This is a genomic window from Pseudomonas sp. B3(2017), from assembly GCF_002113595.1.
Classification (GTDB): Bacteria; Pseudomonadota; Gammaproteobacteria; order Pseudomonadales; family Pseudomonadaceae; genus Aquipseudomonas; species Aquipseudomonas ekonensis.
Genome location: NZ_NEIU01000003.1, coordinates 377,339 through 398,651, shown reverse-complemented (window position 1 = coordinate 398,651; position 21,313 = coordinate 377,339). Strand labels below are relative to the sequence as shown.

General features: G+C 66.0%; 17 protein-coding genes and 1 pseudogene. 15 read left to right on the top strand and 3 right to left on the bottom strand.

Annotation, left to right across the window (positions count from 1 at the left end):
* The first annotated feature begins 215 nt into the window (after window positions 1–215).
* From CAG33_RS06725 to CAG33_RS06665, 13 genes and pseudogenes are all read left to right on the top strand, one after another.
* Entirely contained in the window at window positions 216–1,838 is a 1,623-nt protein-coding gene (locus CAG33_RS06725; protein WP_085581288.1) for a methyl-accepting chemotaxis protein, read from the top strand.
* Window positions 1,838–2,374, top strand: coding sequence for a chemotaxis protein CheW (locus tag CAG33_RS06720; RefSeq protein WP_085581290.1), 537 nt, complete (start codon window positions 1,838–1,840; stop codon window positions 2,372–2,374). The genes CAG33_RS06725 and CAG33_RS06720 overlap by 1 nt, the downstream gene beginning before the upstream one ends.
* The gene (locus CAG33_RS06715) at window positions 2,371–3,654 is read left to right on the top strand and encodes a CheR family methyltransferase (RefSeq protein WP_085637428.1); all 1,284 of its coding nucleotides are present in this window, start codon (window positions 2,371–2,373) and stop codon (window positions 3,652–3,654) included. The genes CAG33_RS06720 and CAG33_RS06715 overlap by 4 nt, the downstream gene beginning before the upstream one ends.
* Window positions 3,651–4,334, top strand: coding sequence for a chemotaxis protein CheW (locus CAG33_RS06710; RefSeq protein WP_085637425.1), 684 nt, complete (start codon window positions 3,651–3,653; stop codon window positions 4,332–4,334). Before CAG33_RS06715 ends, CAG33_RS06710 begins: the two co-directional genes overlap by 4 nt.
* Window positions 4,331–6,637 carry a hybrid sensor histidine kinase/response regulator gene (locus CAG33_RS06705; protein WP_085637422.1) on the top strand — a complete coding sequence of 769 codons (2,307 nt, stop codon included), beginning with the start codon at window positions 4,331–4,333 and terminating at the stop codon, window positions 6,635–6,637. The genes CAG33_RS06710 and CAG33_RS06705 overlap by 4 nt, the downstream gene beginning before the upstream one ends.
* On the top strand, window positions 6,634–7,644 hold the full coding sequence (locus CAG33_RS06700; protein ID WP_085581298.1) for a chemotaxis response regulator protein-glutamate methylesterase: 1,011 nt from the start codon (window positions 6,634–6,636) through the stop codon (window positions 7,642–7,644). The genes CAG33_RS06705 and CAG33_RS06700 overlap by 4 nt, the downstream gene beginning before the upstream one ends.
* A gap of 48 nt (window positions 7,645–7,692) precedes the next feature.
* A pseudogene (locus tag CAG33_RS06695) lies at window positions 7,693–8,722 on the top strand (diguanylate cyclase domain-containing protein); the annotation flags it as partial.
* Between the two features lie 240 nt (window positions 8,723–8,962).
* A protein-coding gene (gene prfB / locus CAG33_RS06690; protein WP_139831342.1) for a peptide chain release factor 2 occupies window positions 8,963–10,058 on the top strand; the annotation gives its coding sequence in 2 pieces (ribosomal slippage) (window positions 8,963–9,034 and window positions 9,036–10,058; 1,095 coding nt in all).
* A gap of 118 nt (window positions 10,059–10,176) precedes the next feature.
* Window positions 10,177–11,679, top strand: a complete 1,503-nt coding sequence (gene lysS, locus CAG33_RS06685; protein ID WP_085581302.1) for a lysine--tRNA ligase — start codon at window positions 10,177–10,179, stop codon at window positions 11,677–11,679.
* 118 nt (window positions 11,680–11,797) lie between these two features.
* The gene (locus CAG33_RS06680) at window positions 11,798–12,502 is read left to right on the top strand and encodes a TetR/AcrR family transcriptional regulator (protein WP_085581304.1); all 705 of its coding nucleotides are present in this window, start codon (window positions 11,798–11,800) and stop codon (window positions 12,500–12,502) included.
* A gap of 124 nt (window positions 12,503–12,626) precedes the next feature.
* Window positions 12,627–13,904, top strand: coding sequence for a flavohemoglobin expression-modulating QEGLA motif protein (locus tag CAG33_RS06675; RefSeq protein WP_085581306.1), 1,278 nt, complete (start codon window positions 12,627–12,629; stop codon window positions 13,902–13,904).
* Between the two features lie 176 nt (window positions 13,905–14,080).
* Window positions 14,081–14,995 (top strand): alpha/beta hydrolase, encoded by a 915-nt coding sequence (locus CAG33_RS06670; RefSeq protein WP_085632035.1) that lies wholly within the window; start codon window positions 14,081–14,083, stop codon window positions 14,993–14,995.
* Window positions 14,992–15,321 carry a hypothetical protein gene (locus CAG33_RS06665; protein WP_085581310.1) on the top strand — a complete coding sequence of 110 codons (330 nt, stop codon included), beginning with the start codon at window positions 14,992–14,994 and terminating at the stop codon, window positions 15,319–15,321. Before CAG33_RS06670 ends, CAG33_RS06665 begins: the two co-directional genes overlap by 4 nt.
* A 143-nt stretch (window positions 15,322–15,464) precedes the next feature.
* On the opposite strand, the gene CAG33_RS06660 is transcribed toward CAG33_RS06665, so the two are convergent.
* The 3 genes from CAG33_RS06660 to CAG33_RS06650 form a co-directional block, all read right to left on the bottom strand.
* The gene (locus CAG33_RS06660) at window positions 15,465–16,253 is read right to left on the bottom strand and encodes an OmpA family protein (protein ID WP_085581312.1); all 789 of its coding nucleotides are present in this window, start codon (window positions 16,251–16,253) and stop codon (window positions 15,465–15,467) included.
* A gap of 54 nt (window positions 16,254–16,307) precedes the next feature.
* The gene (locus CAG33_RS06655; RefSeq protein ID WP_085581314.1) at window positions 16,308–16,712 is read right to left on the bottom strand and encodes a DUF4398 domain-containing protein; all 405 of its coding nucleotides are present in this window, start codon (window positions 16,710–16,712) and stop codon (window positions 16,308–16,310) included.
* A 443-nt stretch (window positions 16,713–17,155) separates the two neighbouring features.
* A complete protein-coding gene (locus tag CAG33_RS06650) occupies window positions 17,156–17,497 on the bottom strand; it encodes a pilin assembly protein (RefSeq protein ID WP_085581317.1) in 342 nt (113 codons plus the stop codon).
* A gap of 212 nt (window positions 17,498–17,709) precedes the next feature.
* Here CAG33_RS06650 and ppc point away from each other — a divergent pair, with 212 nt between their 5' ends.
* Window positions 17,710–20,340, top strand: coding sequence for a phosphoenolpyruvate carboxylase (gene ppc / locus CAG33_RS06645; protein ID WP_085581319.1), 2,631 nt, complete (start codon window positions 17,710–17,712; stop codon window positions 20,338–20,340).
* Between the two features lie 289 nt (window positions 20,341–20,629).
* Window positions 20,630–21,277: an adenylate kinase gene (gene adk, locus CAG33_RS06640; RefSeq protein WP_085637419.1), complete on the top strand. Its 648-nt coding sequence runs from the start codon at window positions 20,630–20,632 to the stop codon at window positions 21,275–21,277.
* The last annotated feature ends 36 nt before the right edge of the window (window positions 21,278–21,313 follow it).

Here is a 21,313-nt window from a genome sequence, read left to right as displayed (position 1 = left end):
GGGCCGGCCACCGCGAACCTAGGGGCGATGGCCGATCCATCGCCCCTTTTTGCCACTCCGCCACTGGTGCGCCTGCCCCCGCTTGCCGGAAAGTCCGTCCCAATGCCTGTACCGATTCAGCGTCGGCAGGCCTGAGCGTGGCAAAGCGTCTTATAAATGAAACACCGCCCTCAGCTATACTCCCCCGCATTTCGACCTAGGCACGAGGAATCACTGTGAAGAACTGGACGTTGCGCCAACGCATTTTGGCGAGCTTTGCGGTGATTATCGCCATCATGCTGCTCATGGTGGTCGTCTCGTACTCGCGCCTGCTGAAGATCGAGGCCAGCGAAAACAGCGTGCGCGACGACGCGATTCCCGGCGTCTACTACAGCTCGATGATCCGCGGCGCCTGGGTCGACAGTTACCTGCAGACCCAGGAACTGCTGGGCCTCAAGGAAGGCGAAGGCGTCAGCGCCGAAGACGCGGCGGACTACAAGACGTTCGAAGCCCGCCTGCAGGAGCAGATGACCAACTACCGCAACACCGTGACCACCGACGAAGACCGGATCGAGTTCACCGCCTTCGAGAAGGACCACGACAACTACATGAAGATCCAGGACGCCGTGCTGGATCTGCACAAGCGCAACCTCGAGGCCGAGGCGGTCAAGCTGTTCAACGAGAAACTGACCCCGGCGTGGGTCGGCGGGCGCATGAAGCTCAACGACATCATCGGCGAGAACAAAAAAGTCGCCGACCAGGCCATGAACAACATCGACGACGCGGTGGCGGCGGCCAAGGTCAGCATGTTCGTGTCGCTGCTGGTGGCGGTGCTGGCCGCCGGCCTGTGCGGCCTGTTGCTGATGCGCGCGATCATGGCGCCGATGAGCCGCATCGTGGACATCCTCGAGGTCATGCGCACAGGCGATCTGAGCACCCGCCTGAACCTGGACCGCAAGGACGAGTTCGGCGCGGTGGAGACCGGCTTCAACGACATGATGACCGAGCTCACCGCGCTGGTGTCCCAGGCCCAGCGCTCGTCGGTGCAGGTCACCACTTCGGTGACCGAGATCGCGGCCACCTCCAAGCAGCAGCAGGCCACCGCCACCGAAACCGCCGCCACCACCACCGAGATCGGCGCGACCTCGCGGGAGATCGCCGCCACCTCGCGCGACCTGGTGCGCACCATGACCGAGGTCTCCACCGCCGCCGATCAGGCGTCGGTGCTGGCCGGCTCCGGCCAGCAGGGCCTGGCGCGCATGGAAGACACCATGCATTCGGTGATGGGCGCCGCGGACCTGGTCAACGCCAAGCTTGCGATCCTCAACGAGAAGGCCGGCAACATCAACCAGGTGGTGGTGACCATCGTCAAGGTCGCCGACCAGACCAACCTGCTGTCCCTCAACGCGGCCATCGAGGCCGAGAAGGCCGGCGAATACGGCCGCGGCTTCTCGGTGGTCGCCACCGAAGTGCGGCGCCTGGCCGACCAGACCGCCGTCGCCACCTACGACATCGAACAGATGGTGCGCGAGATCCAGTCGGCGGTGTCCGCCGGGGTGATGGGCATGGACAAGTTCTCTGAGGAAGTGCGCCGGGGCATGGCCGAGGTGCAGCAGGTCGGCGAGCAGCTGTCGCAGATCATCCATCAGGTGCAGGCGCTGGCGCCGCGGGTGCTGATGGTCAACGAAGGCATGCAGGCCCAGGCCACCGGTGCCGAACAGATCAACCACGCGCTGGTGCAGTTGGGTGACGCCAGCAGCCAGACCGTCGAGTCGTTGCGCCAGGCCAGTTTCGCCATCGACGAACTGAGCCAGGTGGCCGTAGGCCTGCGCGGCGGCGTCTCGCGATTCAAAGTCTGATGAGCGAAGTCACCGCCAAACGCAGCGTCGCGCCGGCGGCGAGGCAGGCGCTGTTCCTGCTGTTCCGCATCGGCGAGGAACGCTACGCCTTGCGCGCCACCGAAGTGGCGGAGGTGCTGCCGCGCCTGCCGCTGAAGCCGATCGCCCGGGCGCCGCAGTGGGTGGCCGGGGTGTTCGCCTACCGCGGCGTGGTGGTGCCGGTGATCGACCTCAGCGCCCTCACGTTCGGCCGCAGCGCCGAGGCCCGCACCAGCACACGGCTGGTGCTGGTGCATTACCGCCCTGACGAAAATCAGCCGGCGCGCAAGCTCGGGCTGATCCTGGAGCAGGCCACCGACACCCTGCGCTGCAACGCGGACGAGTTCCAGCCATACGGCCTCGACAACCGCCAGGCGCCCTACCTGGGCCCGGTGCGTGAGGATGCCCAGGGTTTGGTGCAATGGGTGCGGGTGGCCGACCTGCTGGACGACAGCGTCCGTGGGCTGCTGTTTCCGACGCCGCCGCTGGATCCGGCGCGGCTCGAGGAGGCCCCATGAGCGGCGACCAACGGTTCTTCGGCTTCCTCAAGGAACGCATCGGCCTGGACGTGGCGTCGGTGGGGCCGGCCATCATCGAGCGGGCCGTGCGCCAGCGCATCACCCTGTCGCAGTCGGCAACCGCCGAGGAGTACTGGCAGACCCTGCAAGGCTCGCGGGACGAGCAGCAGGCGCTGATCGAAGCGGTGATCGTGCCCGAGACGTGGTTCTTCCGTTACCCGGAATCCTTCGCCACCTTGGGCAAGCTGGCGCGCAAGCGCCTGGCCGACCTCAACGGCATGCGTGCGCTGCGCATCCTCAGCCTGCCCTGTTCGACCGGGGAGGAACCCTATTCGATCGCCATGGCCTTGCTCGACGCGGGGCTCAAGCCCCATCAGTTCAAGGTCGACGGCATGGACGTCAGCCCGATGTCGGTGGAAAAGGCCCGGCGGGCGCTGTACGGCAAGAACTCCTTCCGCGGCCAGGACCTGGCGTTCCGCGACCGCCATTTCTGCCCGGAGCATGAGGGTTACCGGGTCAATGACCTGGTGCGCGAACAGGTGCGCTGGCAGACGGGCAACGTGCTCGACCCGACGTTGCTGGCCGGCGAGCCGCCGTTCGATTTCGTGTTCTGCCGCAACCTGCTGATCTACTTCGACCAACCGACCCAGCGGCTGGTGTTCGAAGTGCTCAAGCGCCTGACCCACGTCGACGGCGTGCTGTTCATCGGCCCGGCCGAGGGCAGCCTGCTGGGCCGGTTGGGCATGCGTTCGATCGGCATCCCGCAGTCGTTCGCCTTCAGCCGTCAGGACGATCCGCAGCCCGAACCCTTGCCGGCCACGTTCGCGCACCCGTTGCCTGTGCCTTTGCCGGTGCGCCAGCCGATCCGCAGCGCCCCTGCCGCGCCGGCGCGTCCGCGGCCGTTCGCCCCGGTGACGCCGTTGCCGGTGGCCGGCAAGGGTGTGCCTTCCGATGCGTCGGCCTTGCTGGCGGACATCGCCGGCCTGGCCAACGAAGGCAAGAGCGCCGAGGCCCGCGCCGCGTGCGAGCGCTACCTGCGCACCCACGAGCCGGTGGCCCAGGTGTTCTACTGGCTCGGCCTGCTCAGCGACGTCGCCGGCAACGCCCTCGAAGCCCAGGGCCATTACCGCAAGGCGCTGTACCTCGAACCGCAGCACCCTGAAGCCCTGATGCACCTGGCCGCCTTGTTGCAGGCCCAGGGCGACGGCGCAGGCGCCAGACGATTGCAGGAGCGCGCGGCCCGCAGCGCCGGCTCCGCCGACAGTGAGCGTAAACGATGATCCCGTCCGACACCTTGAACGTCACCCATGAAGACGCCCGGGCCATCGACGATTGCTGGAACCGCATCGGCATCCATGGCGACAAGTCCTGCCCGCTGCTGGACGAACACATCCATTGCCGCAACTGCTCGGTGTATTCCGCCGCCGCCACGCGCCTGCTCGACCGCTATGCGCTGCAGCAGGACGAACGCGACCCGGTGGCGACCACCGTCGAATCCGAACTCAAGACCCGTTCGCTGCTGATGTTCCGCCTCGGCGAAGAATGGCTGGGCCTGGCCACCCGCAGCCTGGTGGAGGTGGCGCCGCTGCAGGCGATCCATTCCCTGCCGCACCAGCGCTCCCGGGCCTTGCTCGGGGTGGCCAACGTGCGCGGGGCGCTGGTGGCGTGCCTGTCGCTGGTGGAGCTGCTCGACCTCGAGGCCGGCGCCGCCCCGGCCACCGGCGCACGGGTCATGCCGCGCATGCTGATCATCGCCGCCCAAGGGGGACCTGTGGTGGTGCCGGTGGACGAAGTGGACGGCATCCATGCCATCGACGAACGCCTGCTCGAGGCCGCTTCCCGCTCCGGCGCCCAGGCCGGCACCAAGTACACCCGGGGCGTGCTGCCCTTCAAGGGCCGCAGCCTGCGTTGGCTGGATGAAGAACAGCTGCTGTCCGCCGTGACCCGGAGCCTCACATGACCCCCGAGCAAATGCGCGACGCCTCCCTGCTGGAGCTGTTCAGCCTAGAAGCCGAGGCCCAGACCCAGGTGCTCAGCGCCGGGCTGCTGGCACTGGAGCGCAATCCGACCCAGGCCGACCAGTTGGAGTCGTGCATGCGCGCGGCCCACTCGCTCAAGGGCGCGGCGCGGATCGTCGGCATCGACAGCGGCGTCAGCGTCGCCCATGTGATGGAGGATTGCCTGGTCAGCGCCCAGGAAGGGCGGCTGTTCCTGCGCCCGGAACACATCGACGCGCTGTTGCAGGGCACCGACCTGCTGATGCGCATCGCCCACCCGACCAACGCCCCGCAGCCCGCCGACATCGACGCCTACGTGGCGTTGATGGGGCGCCTGATCGACCCGGCGGGCGCGCCGGTGGTTTCAACCCCGCCGCCCATGGCCGAACTGCTGCTTGAGACGCCGCCCGTGGCGCCGGTGATCTCTGCACCGGTTCCGGAGCCCCAGCCCGAGCCGGTGGAGCCCGAGTCGGCCCCGATCCCGGCCCCGCGCAAGGGCAAGCGCACCGCCGAAGGCGGCGAGCGGGTGCTGCGGGTCACCGCCGAACGCCTGAACAGCCTGCTGGACCTGTCGAGCAAGTCCCTGGTGGAGACCCAGCGGCTGAAACCGCACCTGGCCACCATGCAGCGCCTCAAACGCATGCAGAACAACGGCCTGCGGGCGTTGGAAAGCCTCAACGTGCACCTCAAGGAACATGCGCTGAGCCTGGAAGCCCAGGAAGCGCTGGAAGATGCGCGGCGCCTGCTGGCCGAATCGCAGCAGTTGCTGGCGGAGAAAAACGCCGAGCTCGACGAGTTCGCCTGGCAGGCCAGCCAGCGCGCCCAGGTCTTGTACGACACGGCGCTGGCCTGCCGCATGCGGCCGTTCGCCGACGTGCTGTCCGGTCAGGTGCGGATGGTGCGGGACCTGGGCCGCAGCCTCGGCAAGCAAGTGCGGCTGGAGGTCGAGGGCGAGAAGACCCAGGTCGACCGCGACGTGCTGGAGAAGCTCGAAGCGCCGCTGACCCACCTGCTGCGCAACGCCGTCGACCACGGCATCGAGACCCCGGCGCAGCGCCTGTTGGCGGGCAAGCCGGAAGAGGGCCTGATCCGTCTGCGCGCCTCGCACCAGGCCGGGCTGCTGGTGCTGGAGCTGAGCGACGACGGCAACGGCGTGGATCTGGACAAGGTGCGCCGCAGCATCGTCGAGCGTCAGCTGTCGCCGGCCGAGACCGCCGCCCAGTTGAGCGAAGAAGAGCTGCTGACGTTCCTGTTCCTGCCGGGGTTCAGCCTGCGGGACACCGTCACCGAGGTCTCCGGCCGCGGCGTCGGCCTCGATGCGGTGCAGCACATGGTGCGCCAGTTGCGCGGCGCGGTGGTGCTGGAGCAGGTGGCGGGCGAGGGCAGCCGTTTCCATCTGGAGGTGCCGCTGACCCTGTCGGTGGTGCGCAGCCTGGTGGTGGAGGTCGGCGATGAGGCCTACGCCTTTCCGTTGGCGCACATCGAGCGCATGTGCGACCTGGCGCCGGAAGACATCGTGCAGGTCGAGGGCCGCCAGCACTTCTGGCACGAAGGCCGCCATGTCGGCCTGGTCGCCGCCAGCCAGTTGCTGCAGCGCCCGGCCAGCCAGAACAGCGGCGACACCCTCAAGGTGGTGGTGATCCGCGAGCGCGACACCATCTACGGCGTGGCGGTGGAGCGCTTCATCGGCGAGCGCACGCTGGTGGTGCTGCCGCTGGACGAACGTCTGGGCAAGGTGCAGGACATCTCGTCCGGGGCGTTGCTCGACGACGGTTCGGTGGTGCTGATCGTCGATGTCGAGGACATGCTGCGGTCGGTGGACAAGCTGCTCAACACCGGGCGCCTGGAGCGCATCGCCCGCCACGGCGGCCAGGCGGCGGAAGCGGCGCGCAAGCGTATCCTGGTGGTCGACGACTCGCTGACGGTGCGCGAACTGCAGCGCAAGCTGCTGCTCAACCGCGGCTACGACGTGGCGGTGGCGGTCGACGGCATGGACGGCTGGAACGCCCTGCGCTCCGAAGACTTCGACCTGCTGATCACCGACATCGACATGCCGCGCATGGACGGCATCGAACTGGTCACCCTGCTGCGGCGCGACAACCGCCTGCAGTCGTTGCCGGTGATGGTGGTGTCCTACAAAGACCGCGAAGAGGACCGGCGCCGCGGGCTGGACGCCGGGGCCGACTATTATCTGGCCAAGGCCAGTTTTCATGACGACGCCCTGCTCGATGCAGTGGTCGAACTCATCGGAGGGGCGCGGGCATGAGGATCGCAATCGTCAACGACATGCCCCTGGCGGTGGAGGCACTGCGCCGGGCGCTGGCGTTCGAGCCGGCGCACCAGGTGGTGTGGGTCGCCGGCAACGGCGCCGAGGCGGTGCGACTGTGCGCGGAGAACACCCCGGACTTGATCCTGATGGACCTGATCATGCCGGTGATGGACGGCGTCGAGGCCACCCGGCGGATCATGGCCGAAACCCCGTGCGCCATCGTCATCGTCACGGTCGACCGGCAGCAGAACGTGCATAGGGTGTTCGAGGCCATGGGCCACGGCGCGCTGGATGTGGTCGACACCCCGGCCCTGGGCGCCGGCAACGCCCAGGAAGCGGCGGCGCCGCTGCTGCGCAAGATCCTCAACATCGGCTGGCTGATCGGCGAGCGGACCACCCGTTCCCGCCCGGCGCAGCCGCCCCAGCGCAGCTCGGCGTCGTGCAAGCGGCTGGTGGCCATCGGCTCGTCCGCCGGCGGGCCGGCGGCGCTGGAGGTCCTGCTCAAGGGCCTGCCGCGCAACTTCTCCGCCGCCATCGTGCTGGTGCAGCATGTCGACCAGGTGTTCGCCGCCGGCATGGCCGAATGGCTGGCGAGCGCCAGCGGCCTGGACGTGCGCCTGGCCCGCGAGGGCGAGCCGCCGCAGGCCGGCGCGGTGCTGCTGGCGGGCACCAATCACCATATCCGCCTGCTCAAGAACGGCACGCTGGCCTACACCGCAGAGCCGGTCAACGAGATCTACCGGCCCTCCATCGATGTGTTCTTCGAGAGCGTGGCCAACTTCTGGAACGGTGACGCCATCGGGGTTTTATTGACCGGAATGGGACGCGACGGGGCCCAAGGGCTTAAGCTCATGCGTCAGCAGGGTTATTTGACCATCGCCCAGGATCAGCAAAGCAGTGCGGTGTACGGCATGCCCAAGGCCGCGGCGGCGATCGACGCGGCCGTGGAAATCCGTCCGCTGGAAAAGATAGCGCCACGGTTGCTGGAGGTTTTCCCCAAATGAATCCATGTTTCAGCAATCCCGGCTCCCGCAGTATTCAGGTGACCGCCCATGAATGACTTACAGATCGATGACATCAAGACCGACGAGAACGCCGCCATGGTGTTGTTGGTGGACGATCAGGCGATGATCGGCGAAGCCGTGCGCCGCGGGCTGTCGAATGAAGAGAACATCGACTTCCACTTCTGCTCCGACCCGCACCAGGCGGTGGCCCATGCGGTGCGGATCAAGCCGACGGTGATCCTCCAGGACCTGGTGATGCCCGGCCTCGACGGCCTGAGCCTGGTGCGCGAATACCGCAACCACCCGGCGACCAAGGACATCCCGATCATCGTCCTGTCGACCAAGGAAGACCCGCTGATCAAGAGCGCGGCGTTCTCGGCCGGGGCCAACGACTATCTGGTGAAGCTGCCGGACAACATCGAGCTGGTGGCGCGCATCCGCTACCACTCGCGCTCCTACATGACCCTGCTGCAGCGCGACGCGGCCTACCGCGCCCTGCGGGTCAGCCAGCAGCAGTTGCTCGACACCAACCTGGTGCTGCAGCGGCTGATGAACTCCGACGGCCTGACCGGGCTGTCCAACCGTCGGCACTTCGACGAGTACCTGGAACTGGAATGGCGCCGCTGCCTGCGCGACCAGAGCCAGTTGTCGCTGCTGATGATCGACGTCGATTACTTCAAGTCCTACAACGACACCTTCGGCCACGTCGAAGGCGACGAAGCCCTGCGCAAGGTGGCCACGGCGATCCGCGAGGCCAGCGCGCGGCCGTCGGACCTGCCGGCGCGCTACGGCGGCGAGGAGTTCGCCCTGGTGCTGCCCAACACCTCGCCGGGCGGTGCGCGGCTGGTGGCGGAGAAGCTGCGCCAGACCGTCGCGGCCCTGAAGATCCCGCACATCGCACCGACCGAAGGGTCGAGCCTGACCATCAGCATCGGCCTGGCGACGATGGTGCCGGAGGCGGGCAGCGACTGCCGCCTGCTGATCTCGGCGGCGGACCGGGGCCTTTACCAGGCCAAGAACAACGGGCGCAACCAGGTGGGGATCGAGTAACCCCCGCCAGCCCGCATCGCCAGCAGGCTGGCTCCCACAGGCATTTCGGCCGGAAGCGGAGTCTGCGGTCACTGCGCAACACTGTGGGACCGAGCCTGCTCGCGATGGCGGCGCATGGGTCGTTGCGTTGGCGACTGCACACCGCTTTCGGGCTGCGCAGGCCGCTGTCAAGCGAATTGAGGTTACAGCCGCCGGACGGGCTGCCGCGCCAGCCCGATTACGTTATACTCGCCGGCTTTCAAAAGTTCGCCAACGAGTGCTGCCTGTCATGGAAATCAACCCGATCCTGAACACTATCAAGGACCTGTCCGAGCGCTCCGAAACCATTCGGGGGTATCTTTGACTACGATCAAAAGCATGAGCGTCTGACCGAGGTCAACCGCGAGCTTGAAGATCCGAGCGTCTGGAACAAACCCGAATACGCCCAGGAGCTGGGCCGCGAGCGCGCCGCCCTGGCGCAGATCGTCGAGACCCTGGACGGACTGTCCGGCGGCCTGGCCGATTGCCGCGACCTGCTGGACATGGCCGTCGAAGAGAACGACGAAGGCGCCGTAGGTGACGTGGTCACTGAACTGGCCCGCCTCGAAGACTCCCTGGCCAAGCTGGAATTCCGCCGCATGTTCAGCGGCGAAATGGACATGAACAACGCCTACCTGGACATCCAGGCCGGTTCCGGCGGCACCGAGGCCCAGGACTGGGCCAACATCCTGCTGCGCATGTACCTGCGCTGGGCCGACAAGCGCGGCTTCGACGCGACCATCATGGAACTGTCCGCCGGCGAAGTCGCCGGGATCAAGGGCGCCACCGTGCACATCAAGGGCGAATACGCCTTCGGCTGGCTGCGCACCGAGATCGGCGTGCACCGTCTGGTGCGCAAGAGCCCGTTCGACTCCGGCAACCGTCGCCACACCTCGTTCTCGGCCGTGTTCGTCTCGCCCGAGATCGACGACAAGGTGGAGATCGAGATCAACCCGGCCGACCTGCGGATCGACACCTACCGCTCCTCCGGCGCCGGCGGCCAGCACGTGAACACCACCGACTCGGCGGTGCGGATCACCCACGTGCCGACCAACACCGTGGTCAGCTGCCAGAACGAACGTTCCCAGCACGCCAACAAGGACACCGCCATGAAAATGCTGCGGGCCAAGTTGTACGAGCAGGAAATGCAGAAGCGCAACGCCGCTTCCCAGGCCCTGGAAGACAGCAAGTCCGACATCGGCTGGGGTCACCAGATCCGTTCGTACGTGCTCGATGCTTCGCGGATCAAGGATCTGCGCACCAACATCGAACGCAGCGACTGCGACAAGGTGCTCGACGGCGACATCGACGAATACCTGGAAGCGAGCCTGAAGTCCGGGCTGTAAGAGACGTAACACAGGGTTCGGCTGATTTCTGTCCGATCCCTGTGGAAGCCAGCCCTGCTGGCGATCCCCGGTCCGCAAGGCCCGGGGGCAACGAACCTGTGATGGAAAATTTGAAGACATGAGCGACCAACAACCCGATTCGCAAGCCCTGCAACAGGAAGAGAACTCCCTGATCGCCCTGCGCAAGGAAAAGCTTGCCGCCGAGCGCGCCAAGGGCAACGCCTTCCCGAACGACTTCCGCCGCGAGAACTACTGCGATGCCTTGCAGAAACAGTACGCGGACAAGACCAAGGAAGAGCTGGCAGAGGCTGCAATCCCGGTCAAGGTCGCCGGTCGCATCATGCTCAACCGTGGCTCGTTCATGGTGATCCAGGACATGACCGGCCGCATCCAGGTCTACGTCAACCGCAAGACCCTGTCGGAAGACACCCTGGCGGCGGTCAAGACCTGGGACATGGGCGACATCATCGCCGCCGAAGGCACCCTGGCCCGTTCCGGCAAGGGCGACCTGTACGTCGAGATGACCGATGTGCGCCTGCTGACCAAGTCCCTGCGCCCGCTGCCGGACAAGCACCACGGCCTGACCGACACCGAGCAGCGCTACCGTCAGCGCTACGTCGACCTGATCGTCAACGAAGACGTGCGCCAGACCTTCCGCGTGCGTTCGCAGGTCATCGCTCACATCCGCAGCTTCCTGATGAAGCGCGACTTCCTCGAAGTCGAGACGCCGATGCTGCAGACCATCCCGGGCGGCGCCGCGGCCAAGCCGTTCGAAACCCACCACAACGCGCTGGACATGGAAATGTTCCTGCGCATCGCGCCAGAGCTGTACCTCAAGCGCCTGGTGGTCGGCGGTTTCGAGAAGGTGTTCGAGATCAACCGCAACTTCCGCAACGAAGGCGTCTCGACCCGTCACAACCCTGAATTCACCATGTTGGAGTTCTACCAGGCCTACGCCGACTACGAAGACAACATGGACCTGACCGAAGAACTGTTCCGCGAGCTGGCGCAGCTGGTTCTGGGCAGCACCGACGTGCCGTACGGCGACAAGGTGTTCCACTTCGGCGAGCCGTTCGCCCGCCTGTCGGTGTTCGACTCGATCCTCAAGTACAACCCCGAGCTGACCGCCGATGACCTGAACGACATCGACAAGGCCCGTGACATCGCCAAGAAGGCCGGCGCCAAGGTGCTGGGCTTCGAAGGCCTGGGCAAGCTGCAGGTGATGATTTTCGAAGAGCTGGTCGAGCACAAGCTGGAGCAGCCGCACTTCATCACCCAGTACCCGTTCGAAGTGTCGCCGCTGGCGCGCCGCAACGACGAGAACCCGAACGTCACCGACCGCTTCGAGCTGTTCATCGGCGGCCGTGAGATCGCCAACGCCTACTCCGAGCTCAACGACGCGGAAGACCAGGCCGAGCGCTTCATGGCCCAGGTGGCCGACAAGGACGCCGGCGACGACGAAGCCATGCACTACGACGCCGACTTCGTCCGCGCGCTGGAGTACGGCATGCCGCCGACGGCCGGTGAAGGCATCGGCATCGACCGTCTGGTGATGCTGCTGACCAACTCGCCGTCGATCCGCGACGTGATCCTGTTCCCGCACATGCGGCCGCAAGCGTAAACGTTTCACTTAAAAAACCGCCTCGAACAGGCGGTTTTTTATTGCCTGTCTGGTACAAACGTATCAAATGGTTACTTTTGAAAAGAACAACAGAGGAATACCTGCCGTGATCGGTGCAATGGCTCAAGAGGGTGCAGCGGGAATCGCCGTTGCGGTCGCTGAAAGTGTTCAGTACCAGGGTCGCAAGGCCAGCCGACAGGGCAGCGAGCAGCGCCGGCAGGACATTCTCGACGCGGCGATGCGCATCGTCGTGCGCGACGGCGTGCGTGCCGTGCGCCACCGTGCGGTGGCGGCCGAGGCCGGCGTGCCGCTGTCGGCCACCACCTATTACTTCAAGGACATCGATGACCTGCTCACCGATACCTTCGCCCAATACGTCGAGCGCAGCGCGGCCTACATGGCCAAGCTGTGGATCAACAACGAAGGCCTGCTGCGCGAGATGGTGGTCAGCGGCGACGGCAGCCCCGAGTCGCGCTCGCAACTGGCCGACGACATCGCCCGGCTGATGGCCGACTATGTGCACCGGCAACTGGTCAACCGCCGCGAACACCTGATGGCCGAGCAGGCGTTCCGCCAGGAGGCGCTGCTCAACCCGCGCCTGGCGGAACTGGTGCGTTCCCACCAGCAGATCCTGCTGCAGGGCACCTGCCAGCTGTTCCAGGTGCTGGGTTCCCGGGAACCGCAGCAGGATGCCAAAGTGTTGACGGCGATTATCGGACGGATGGAATATCAGGGCCTGCTCAACGGTGTCGAGCCATTGGCCGAAGAGGACATGCTCGGCATCCTGACGCGGTACATGCATCTGGTGCTGGCGTCGGTGTGACGCAATCCCCTTGTAGGAGCGATCCTGCCCGCGATGACGGTGCGACAGGCAGCAGCGATGTTGAATGCAGCGACGCGTTCGCGGGCAAGCCCGCTCCCACAGACGTTTTCTACAGGAGTTTCGGGTGGACGATTACCAGCAGACGATACGCACGCTGTCCGATCGCATTGTGCTGGCGCAGACACCGATCCGCGTCCTCGACGCGGTCAAGTGGGACGAGAACGTGCGCAAGGGTTTCCTCAAGGCCAAGGGCAAGGAACTGCCGGCAGTGGACCGGGACTACTACCTCAACCGGCCACTGACCTTCGATTCGAGCAAGGTCAAGCTCGAGTTCCAGAACATCGAGCGCGACATCACCCGCCAGCTCGGCCAATTCAGCCCGGTGGGGCAGATCATGCGCCGCATGTGCAAGGAGTACCGCATGGTGGTGCGCATGCTCGAAGCGCGCGGCACCGAGGACTTCGGCCTGATTTCCCAGGAACTGTACGGCGCCGCGTCCGATGCGTTCCATGCCGGCGATCCGACCCTGGCCGACCTCGGCCTGATGATGTCCGACTACCTGAACAACATCGACGGCCGCGGCGACCTGAAGGACGAGCCCAAGACCCTCACCGCCAAGGACGCCGTGCACCTGCTGCAGACGCGCCTGAACAAAGTGTTCGGCGAAGCCGAGGAAACCATCCGGGTGTTCGAGTCCGACGGCATTGTCGCCGACGCGGCGGCGGGGGCCGACTACATCAAGATCCGCACCGACGCGATGTTCAACGGCCGCGACGTCCGGGCCCTGGAAGTGCATGAAGGCCTGGTGCACGTCGGCACCACGCTCAACGGCCTGAACCAGCCGATCTGCACCTTCCTGGCCAAGGGCCCGCCTTCGTCGACGGTGACCCAGGAAGGCCTGGCGATCCTGATGGAAATCATCACCTTCGCCTCCTACCCCAGCCGCCTGCGCAAGCTCACCAACCGCACCCGCGCCATCCACATGGTGGAGGAGGGCGCGGACTTTCTTCAGGTCTTCGAGTTCTTCCGCGAGCAGGGCTTCGAGATGGCGGAAAGCTACGGCAACGCGAGCCGGGTCTTCCGGGGTTCGGTGCCGACCGGTCTGCCATTCACCAAAGACTTGTCCTACCTCAAGGGCTTCATCATGGTTTACAACTACATTCAGTTGGCCGTGCGCAAGGGTAAGCTCGAGCAGATCCCGCTGCTGTTCTGCGGCAAGACCACGCTGGAGGACATGCGCACCCTGCGCCAACTGGTGGACGAAGGCCTGGTGGTGCCGCCCAAGTACCTGCCGGAGCAGTTCCGTGACCTGAACGCGCTGTCGGCGTGGATGTGCTTCTCCAACTTCCTCAACCATTTGAGCCTGGACCGGATCGAGGCGGACTACTCCAACATCCTATAGGGCAAACACAATACCTGTGGGAGCTGGCTTGTCGGATCGCCGCACCGCAGCGATTGCATTCTGTCAGTCATTATTGATGTTGGCTGACCCACCGCCATCGCTGGCAAGCCAGCTCCCACAGGGTTATTTGTTCTTCTCTGAATCGTTCGCCAATTTCCTTCGCGAGGTTTCACCGGATGAGAATCCTCGGCATCGTCTGTCTGCTCCTGACCCTCGGCGGGTGCAGTTCGCTGCTGTTCTACCCCGAGCGCGGCCAGTTGTTCACCCCGCAGAAGGCCGGGCTCGACTACCGCGACGTGACCCTGACCACCGCCGACGGCCTGCGCCTGCACGCCTGGTGGCTGCCGGCCAAGGCCGGGGTCGAGGTCAAGGGCACGGTGCTGCACCTGCACGGCAACGGCGGCAACCTGCCGATGCACCTGGGCGGCAGTTGGTGGCTGCCGAAGAACGGCTATCAGGTGCTGCTGGTGGACTACCGCGGCTATGGCCTGTCCGAAGGCGAGCCGTCGCTGCCGGCGATCTACCAGGACATCGACGCCGCCTTCGCCTGGCTGGACCGCGCGCCCGAGGTCAAGGGCAAGCCGCTGGTCGTGCTGGGCCAGAGCCTGGGCGGCGCGATGGCGGTGCACTGGCTCGTGCGGCATCCGGAACGCCAAAAGCAGCTCAAGGCCCTGGTGCTCGACGGCGTGCCCGCCAGTTACCGCAGCGTCGGCCAGTATGCGCTGAGCACCTCGTGGATGACCTGGCCGTTCCAGGTGCCGCTGTCGTGGCTGGTGCCGGACGGCGACAGCGCCATCCGTTCGATGGAGAAGCTCGACGGCGTGCCGAAGCTGATCTACCACAGCATCGACGATCCCCTCGTGCCCCTTTCCAACGGCATCCGTCTGTATCAAGCTGCGCCGCCGCCCCGTGTGCTGCAGCTGACCCGCGGCGGCCACGTGCAGACCTTCGGCGACCCGGTGTGGCGGCAGGTGATGCTGCGTTACCTGGACGACCCCGAACACTTCAACGGCCTGCGCCGCCTCGGCGAGATCCCCAACTATCCGCCGCCCCCGAAAACCGAAGACGAACCCCCAGAGAGTCCGCAATGAGTGAAGAACGTAACGCCATCCCGCTGATCATCACCGGCATCTGCAGCATCCTCGGCACCGTCGGTGCCCTGTGGTACTACGGCTACCTGCACTTCGCCAAACCCGAGGATGCGCTGCTGCTCAACGACTTCACCATGCTCAAGACCATCCCCGGCGAGGATTACCGGGTGTCGCTGGAACCGGCGCCGCAAGTGGCGCAATGCATCGACGGCGTGCTGGTGCTGTTCGACACCGAACAGAAAGGCCTGACCGGCGTGCTGGTCAACGACAAGAAGAAAGCGGTGCGCTGCATGGGCCAGGAAACTCCGCAGCAACTGCAGCAATAAACGTCTCACAGTCTTTGTGGCGAGGGAGCTTGCTCCCGTTAAAGGAGGTCCAGCGGGAGCGAGCTCCCTCGCCACAGGGAACCGGGAAACGAAAAGCCCCGCCTGATCGCTCAGGCGGGGCTTTTCGCATCAGCGTGCGACGCTTAGTTCGCGCTCACCGCCGAACGCGGCAGCACCGGCTGGTTGTCGTTGGAGATGGTCACTTCCACCCGACGGTTCATCGCCCGGCCCGAGACGCTGCCGTTGTCCGCCACCGGGTATTCCTTGCCGTAGCCCTGGGTCACGATGCGCGACGGATCGACGCCCATCTTGATCAGCGCCACCTGCACCGAGGTCGCCCGGCGTTCGGACAGCGACTGGTTGTAGCCCGCGGTGCCGGTGCTGTCGGTGTAGCCCTCGACGATCACCTTGCGGTCGGGGTTCTCCTGGAGGAACTGCGCCAGCTTGTTGATGTTCATCAGGCCGCTGGACTTGAGCTCGGCCTTGTTGGTGGCGAACAGCACGTCGCCGAAGGTCACCAGAGTGCCGCGGTCGGTCTGTTTGGCGTTGAGGCTGTCCTGAAGCTGTTTGATCTGCTGGTCGCGGGCGTCCAGGCGGGCCTGGGCGCGCTGGGCCGCGGCGTTCTTCAGGTTGGCTTCGGCGGTGCGCAGGGCGATGGTCTGCTTGGCCACTTCCACGCGCTGGTTGGTGAGGTAGGCCAGTTGGTCGACCTTGGCCGCGTCTTGCTTGTCCAGGTAGGCCTTGTCGGCCTTGTCCAGGTAGTCGCTGGCCTCTTTGGTCTCCAGGGCGGCGACCTTGCTGGCCTGCGGGTTGGCCTGCAGGCCTGCGTAGTTGGTGCGCGCCTGTTCCAGGTTCGGGTTCGGCGGGGTGGAGCACGCCGCCAGGGCAACGCTTGCGGCCAGCAGAGCAGGGATCATCAGTTGATTACGCATGTTCGTTCGTCCTTCTGTCGATAAGAGATTCAGCCTTGCGGTCGGGATGCGCGCTTACTGCACGGTGCGCTGACTTTCCTGACGCAGTTCCTGAACGCCCTTCTGGGAGTCCTTCACGGCCTGCTCGGCCTTCATCGCCTGGGCCTTGCGCTCGGCGACCCGGGCGTCCCACTCGGCCTGTTCGGCCAGGGTGCGGGCCTGATCGTATTTCTTGTCGTGCATGGCGATTTCAGCCTGCTTGAGCTTGTCCTGGGCCTGCTTCATTTCCACGGCGGCGAATTCGGTGCCGCCGGCGCTGACCGCGCTGTTGACCGCCGATTGGGTGACGGCGTACTGCTCGGTCGGCGGGTTGCCGGCGCAACCGGCCAGCACGACGCCGGCGCCCAGGGCCAGGGCGACCAGTTTCAGGCTGCGCAGAGGGGTGGACGAGGTTTGGGTCTTCATGGTCTTCAACTCCATTGTTCAACTCCTTGGATAACGCTGAATCCATCCTGGACGAGGAGTCGCATGCGTCGTGTCGGAGCGCGTTCTGAAACGCTCGTCCCAGGCGTGGTTACCTGTTCCGACCGGGCGCATTTTTTAAAAGTTCAGAAAAGATGGCCCATCGCCAAAAAAAATTTGACCGAACGGGCAGGGCTCTAAAACGGGAACTTTGGCGGTGTCAGGCGGTATGGGCGGGCCGATTGCCGTCCGAAAAGCGAGAGCGGGCTTGCTTGCCATGCGCTGTGTCAGCCACGACTGAAGGAGCCAGAAAGGGCGCTTTCGCGGGCAAGCCCGCTCCCACAGTTTTCGGGGGTGGGCACACATTTCCCTGTGGGAGCCAGCCTGCTGGCGATAGCGTCAGGCCTGAGACCGCAGGCCCAGGTCAAGACCGTTGCTCCCACAGGATGAGCTGTGCGGGATCAGTGCTTCGGCTTGCCGGCGGCGGACAGATCCTGCAAATGCCGGCGCGACAAGGCGAGGAAACGCGGCGTCGGGCCGACGTCCTCGTACAGCGGATCGCCTTCCTCGTCGGTGGCGACCACCGTCGAGCCCTTCACGTACGGCAGGCTCGCCTCGAACTCTTCGAGGGCGGCGCCGATCAGTTCGCCGAGCAGTTCCTCGGGATGCCGCTTGGGGTACATCTCGGCGATGGCGGCCAGCCGCGCGGCGGCCTCCACGTCCAGGCGGATGGTGTAGCCGGTGTCGGTCAGGCGACCCTTGGCGGTTTCTTCCCAATGCTGGGCAAGTTCTCGGATTTTCATGATGACCTCATGGCGCACCCGCTCGTGGCAGGTTCTGGTGAGTGTCCGGCGGGGCCGGCGGCAAGCCGTTGTGGGGCCTGTTGTTGAGGTTAGCTGGCGGGCGCGGGGTTGCGTGGCCCTTCGTCGTCTGCTTGTAAGTCGCGCCGCAGAGCGGCACTCTCTGACCATTCGCTCGCTTTTTAGCCGCCTGGACGACTGCTGGAGAACTGCCGATGACCGATATCGATGCACGCTTGCGCGAAGATGTTCACCTGCTCGGAGAGCTGTTGGGCAACACCATCCGTGACCAGTACGGCGAGGGTTTCCTCGACAAGATCGAGCAGATCCGCAAGGGCGCCAAGGCCGACCGGCGCGGTTCGATGGACGCCGAGCTCAGCGCCAGCCTCGATCAGCTGAGCGAAGCCGAACTGCTGCCGGTGGCGCGGGCGTTCAACCAGTTCCTCAACCTGGCCAACATCGCCGAGCAGTACCAGTTGATCCATCGCCGCGAGGCGTCGCAGGCCGCGCCGTTCGAATCCCGGGTGCTGCCGGAGCTGTTGGCCCGCCTGCGCAGCGAAGGCCACAGCGCCGAGGCCCTGGCCCGCCAGCTGGCGCGGTTGGAGATCGAACTGGTGCTCACGGCCCACCCGACCGAAGTGGCGCGGCGCACGCTGATCCAGAAGTACGACGCGATCGCCGCGCAGTTGGCGGCCCAGGATCATCGCGACCTGACCGACGCCGAGCGCGGGCAAATCCACAACACCCTGCAACGCCTGATCGCCGAAGCCTGGCACACCGAAGAGATCCGCCGCACCCGACCCACGCCCGTAGACGAAGCCAAGTGGGGCTTCGCGGTGATCGAGCATTCGCTGTGGCAGGCGATCCCCAACCACATGCGCAAGGCCGACCAGGCGCTGCACGCCGCCACCGGCCTGCGCTTGCCGTTGGAGGCCGCGCCGATCCGCTTCGCTTCATGGATGGGCGGCGACCGCGACGGCAACCCCAATGTCACCGCCGCCGTCACCCGTGAGGTGCTGTTGCTGGCGCGCTGGATGGCGGCCGACCTGTACCTGCGCGACGTCGACCGCTTGGCCGCCGAGCTGTCGATGCAGCAGGCCAGCGATGAACTCAAGGCCCGCGCCGGCGACAGCGCCGAGCCGTACCGCGCCGTGCTCAAGCAACTGCGCGAACGCCTGCGCGCCACGCGCAACTGGGCCCATGCGGCGCTGACCGCCGCCACCCCGGCGCCGGCGGACGTGCTGCACGGCAACCGCGAACTGCTTGATCCGCTGGAGCTGTGCTACCGCTCGCTGCACGAATGCGGCATGGGCGTGATCGCCGACGGGCCGCTGCTCGACTGCCTGCGCCGGGCGGTGACGTTCGGCCTGTTCCTGGTGCGCCTGGACGTGCGCCAGGACTCGTCGCGGCACAGCGCGGCCATGACCGAAATCACCGATTACCTGGGCCTGGGCCGCTACGAGGAATGGGGCGAGGAGCAGCGCATCGAGTTCCTGACCCGCGAACTCAACAACCGCCGGCCATTGCTGCCGGCCCACTTCAAGCCCTCGGCGGACACCGCCGAAGTCCTCGCCACCTGCAAGGAGATCGCCGCTGCGCCGGGCGCCTCGCTGGGTTCCTACGTCATTTCCATGGCCGGCGCCGCGTCCGACGTGCTTGCGGTGCAACTGCTGCTCAAGGAAGCCGGCGTGCTGCGGCCGATGCGCGTGGTGCCGCTGTTCGAGACCCTGGCCGACCTCGACAACGCAGGTCCTGTGATCGAGCGGCTGCTGCAACTGCCGGGTTACCGCGCACGGTTGCAGGGGCCGCAGGAAGTGATGATCGGCTACTCCGACTCGGCCAAGGACGCCGGCACCACCGCTGCCGCGTGGGCCCAATACCGCGCCCAGGAGCGGCTGGTGGAGATCTGCCGCGAACAGCAGGTCGAACTGTTGCTGTTCCACGGCCGTGGCGGCACCGTCGGCCGCGGCGGCGGCCCGGCCCACGCGGCGATCCTGTCGCAGCCGCCGGGATCGGTGGCGGGGCGGTTCCGCACCACCGAGCAGGGCGAAATGATCCGTTTCAAATTCGGCCTGCCCGACATCGCCGAACAGAACCTCAACCTCTATCTGGCGGCGGTGCTCGAAGCGACCCTGTTGCCGCCGCCGCCCCCGACCCCCGAATGGCGGCACCTGATGGACGAACTGGCCGCCGACGGCGTCAAGGCCTACCGCGCTGTGGTGCGGGAAAATCCGCAGTTCGTCGAGTACTTCCGCCAATCCACACCGGAGCAGGAGCTGGGGCGCTTGCCGCTGGGCAGCCGCCCGGCCAAGCGCCGGGCCGGCGGCATCGAGAGCCTGCGGGCGATCCCGTGGATCTTCGGTTGGACCCAGACGCGGCTGATGCTGCCGGCCTGGCTCGGCTGGGAGACCGCGCTGAACAACGCCCTGGCCCGGGGCGAAGGGGATCTGCTGGCGCAGATGCGCGAGCAATGGCCGTTCTTCCGCACCCGCATCGACATGCTGGAGATGGTGCTGGCCAAGGCGGACGCCGACATCGCGCTGTCCTATGACCAGCGGCTGGTCGAGCCGTCGCTGCTGCCGCTGGGTGCGCACTTGCGCGACCTATTGTCGCAGGCGTGCGCGGTCGTGCTCGGGCTGACCGGTCAGTCTCAGTTGCTGGCGCACAGCCCCGACACCCTGGAATTCATCCGCCTGCGCAACACTTACCTCGATCCGCTGCATCTATTGCAGGCCGAACTGCTGGCCCGTTCCCGGCGCCAGGAAGTGGTGCAGGGCAGCCCCGTGGAACAGGCGCTGCTGGTGTCTGTGGCGGGGATCGCCGCCGGTCTTCGAAATACCGGCTAAGGTTTTCTGCGTGGGGCGGGGGCTCCCGCAGCGGTTCGCGGGGGCCGTCTGGCGCACACGGAAAAGGTGCGGTCAGGCGACAGTTAATGATGGGGTTGCGACTTGGGACACTGCGGCGCAACGTCGCGGCAGGGGCCGGTTTCTCCGACTTTTGGTGTCTTGTGTGGGCGCAGCCTGCTGTGTATCTTGATCAGCCTTTGGCCGTTTGGGCGGCCGCGACCCTATTTTCAAGATTGGCCCCACGAGGCGAATCCGTTGTTTTTTATATAAAAAATTGAGGAGCACATCGATGCGCGTCATTCTGCTGGGAGCTCCCGGGGCCGGTAAAGGTACTCAGGCTAAGTTCATCACCGAGAAATTCGGCATTCCGCAAATCTCCACCGGCGACATGCTGCGTGCGGCGGTCAAGGCCGGCACCGAGCTGGGCCTCAAGGCCAAGGGCATCATGGATGCCGGCGGCCTGGTGTCGGATGACCTGATCATCGCGCTGGTCAAGGATCGCATCGCTCAGTCTGACTGCGCCAACGGCTTCCTGTTCGACGGTTTCCCGCGCACCATTCCTCAGGCCGAAGCCCTGGTCGCCGCCGGCGTCGAGCTGGACGCCGTGGTCGAGATCGCGGTCGAAGACGAAGAGATCGTGCAGCGCATCGCCGGCCGCCGCGTCCACGAGGCCAGCGGCCGCGTGTACCACATCGTCTACAACCCGCCGAAGGTCGAAGGCAAGGACGACGTCACCGGCGAAGAGCTGGTGCAGCGCAAGGACGACACCGAAGAGACCGTGCGCCATCGCCTGTCGGTCTACCATTCGCAGACCAAGCCGCTGGTGGACTTCTACCAGAAGCTGTCTGCCGCCCAGGGCAAGCCGAAGTACAGCCACATCCCTGGCGTCGGTTCGGTCGAGGCCATCACCGCCAAGGTGCTGGCGGCCCTGAGCTGAAAAAACGGCTCAGCTGCATCATCCACGGCCCGCTTG

Coding starts and splice junctions, on each gene's coding strand:
- CAG33_RS06715 (WP_085637428.1), top strand. CDS start 2,371: ATGAGCGGCGACCAACGGTTCTTCGGCTTCCTCAAGGAACGCATCGGC.
- CAG33_RS06650 (WP_085581317.1), bottom strand. CDS start 17,497: ATGAAAATCCGAGAACTTGCCCAGCATTGGGAAGAAACCGCCAAGGGT.
- CAG33_RS06680 (WP_085581304.1), top strand. CDS start 11,798: ATGGCTCAAGAGGGTGCAGCGGGAATCGCCGTTGCGGTCGCTGAAAGT.
- CAG33_RS06700 (WP_085581298.1), top strand. CDS start 6,634: ATGAGGATCGCAATCGTCAACGACATGCCCCTGGCGGTGGAGGCACTG.
- CAG33_RS06660 (WP_085581312.1), bottom strand. CDS start 16,253: ATGCGTAATCAACTGATGATCCCTGCTCTGCTGGCCGCAAGCGTTGCC.
- CAG33_RS06710 (WP_085637425.1), top strand. CDS start 3,651: ATGATCCCGTCCGACACCTTGAACGTCACCCATGAAGACGCCCGGGCC.
- CAG33_RS06665 (WP_085581310.1), top strand. CDS start 14,992: ATGAGTGAAGAACGTAACGCCATCCCGCTGATCATCACCGGCATCTGC.
- CAG33_RS06720 (WP_085581290.1), top strand. CDS start 1,838: ATGAGCGAAGTCACCGCCAAACGCAGCGTCGCGCCGGCGGCGAGGCAG.
- CAG33_RS06705 (WP_085637422.1), top strand. CDS start 4,331: ATGACCCCCGAGCAAATGCGCGACGCCTCCCTGCTGGAGCTGTTCAGC.
- adk (WP_085637419.1), top strand. CDS start 20,630: ATGCGCGTCATTCTGCTGGGAGCTCCCGGGGCCGGTAAAGGTACTCAG.
- CAG33_RS06655 (WP_085581314.1), bottom strand. CDS start 16,712: ATGGAGTTGAAGACCATGAAGACCCAAACCTCGTCCACCCCTCTGCGC.
- CAG33_RS06670 (WP_085632035.1), top strand. CDS start 14,081: ATGAGAATCCTCGGCATCGTCTGTCTGCTCCTGACCCTCGGCGGGTGC.
- ppc (WP_085581319.1), top strand. CDS start 17,710: ATGACCGATATCGATGCACGCTTGCGCGAAGATGTTCACCTGCTCGGA.
- lysS (WP_085581302.1), top strand. CDS start 10,177: ATGAGCGACCAACAACCCGATTCGCAAGCCCTGCAACAGGAAGAGAAC.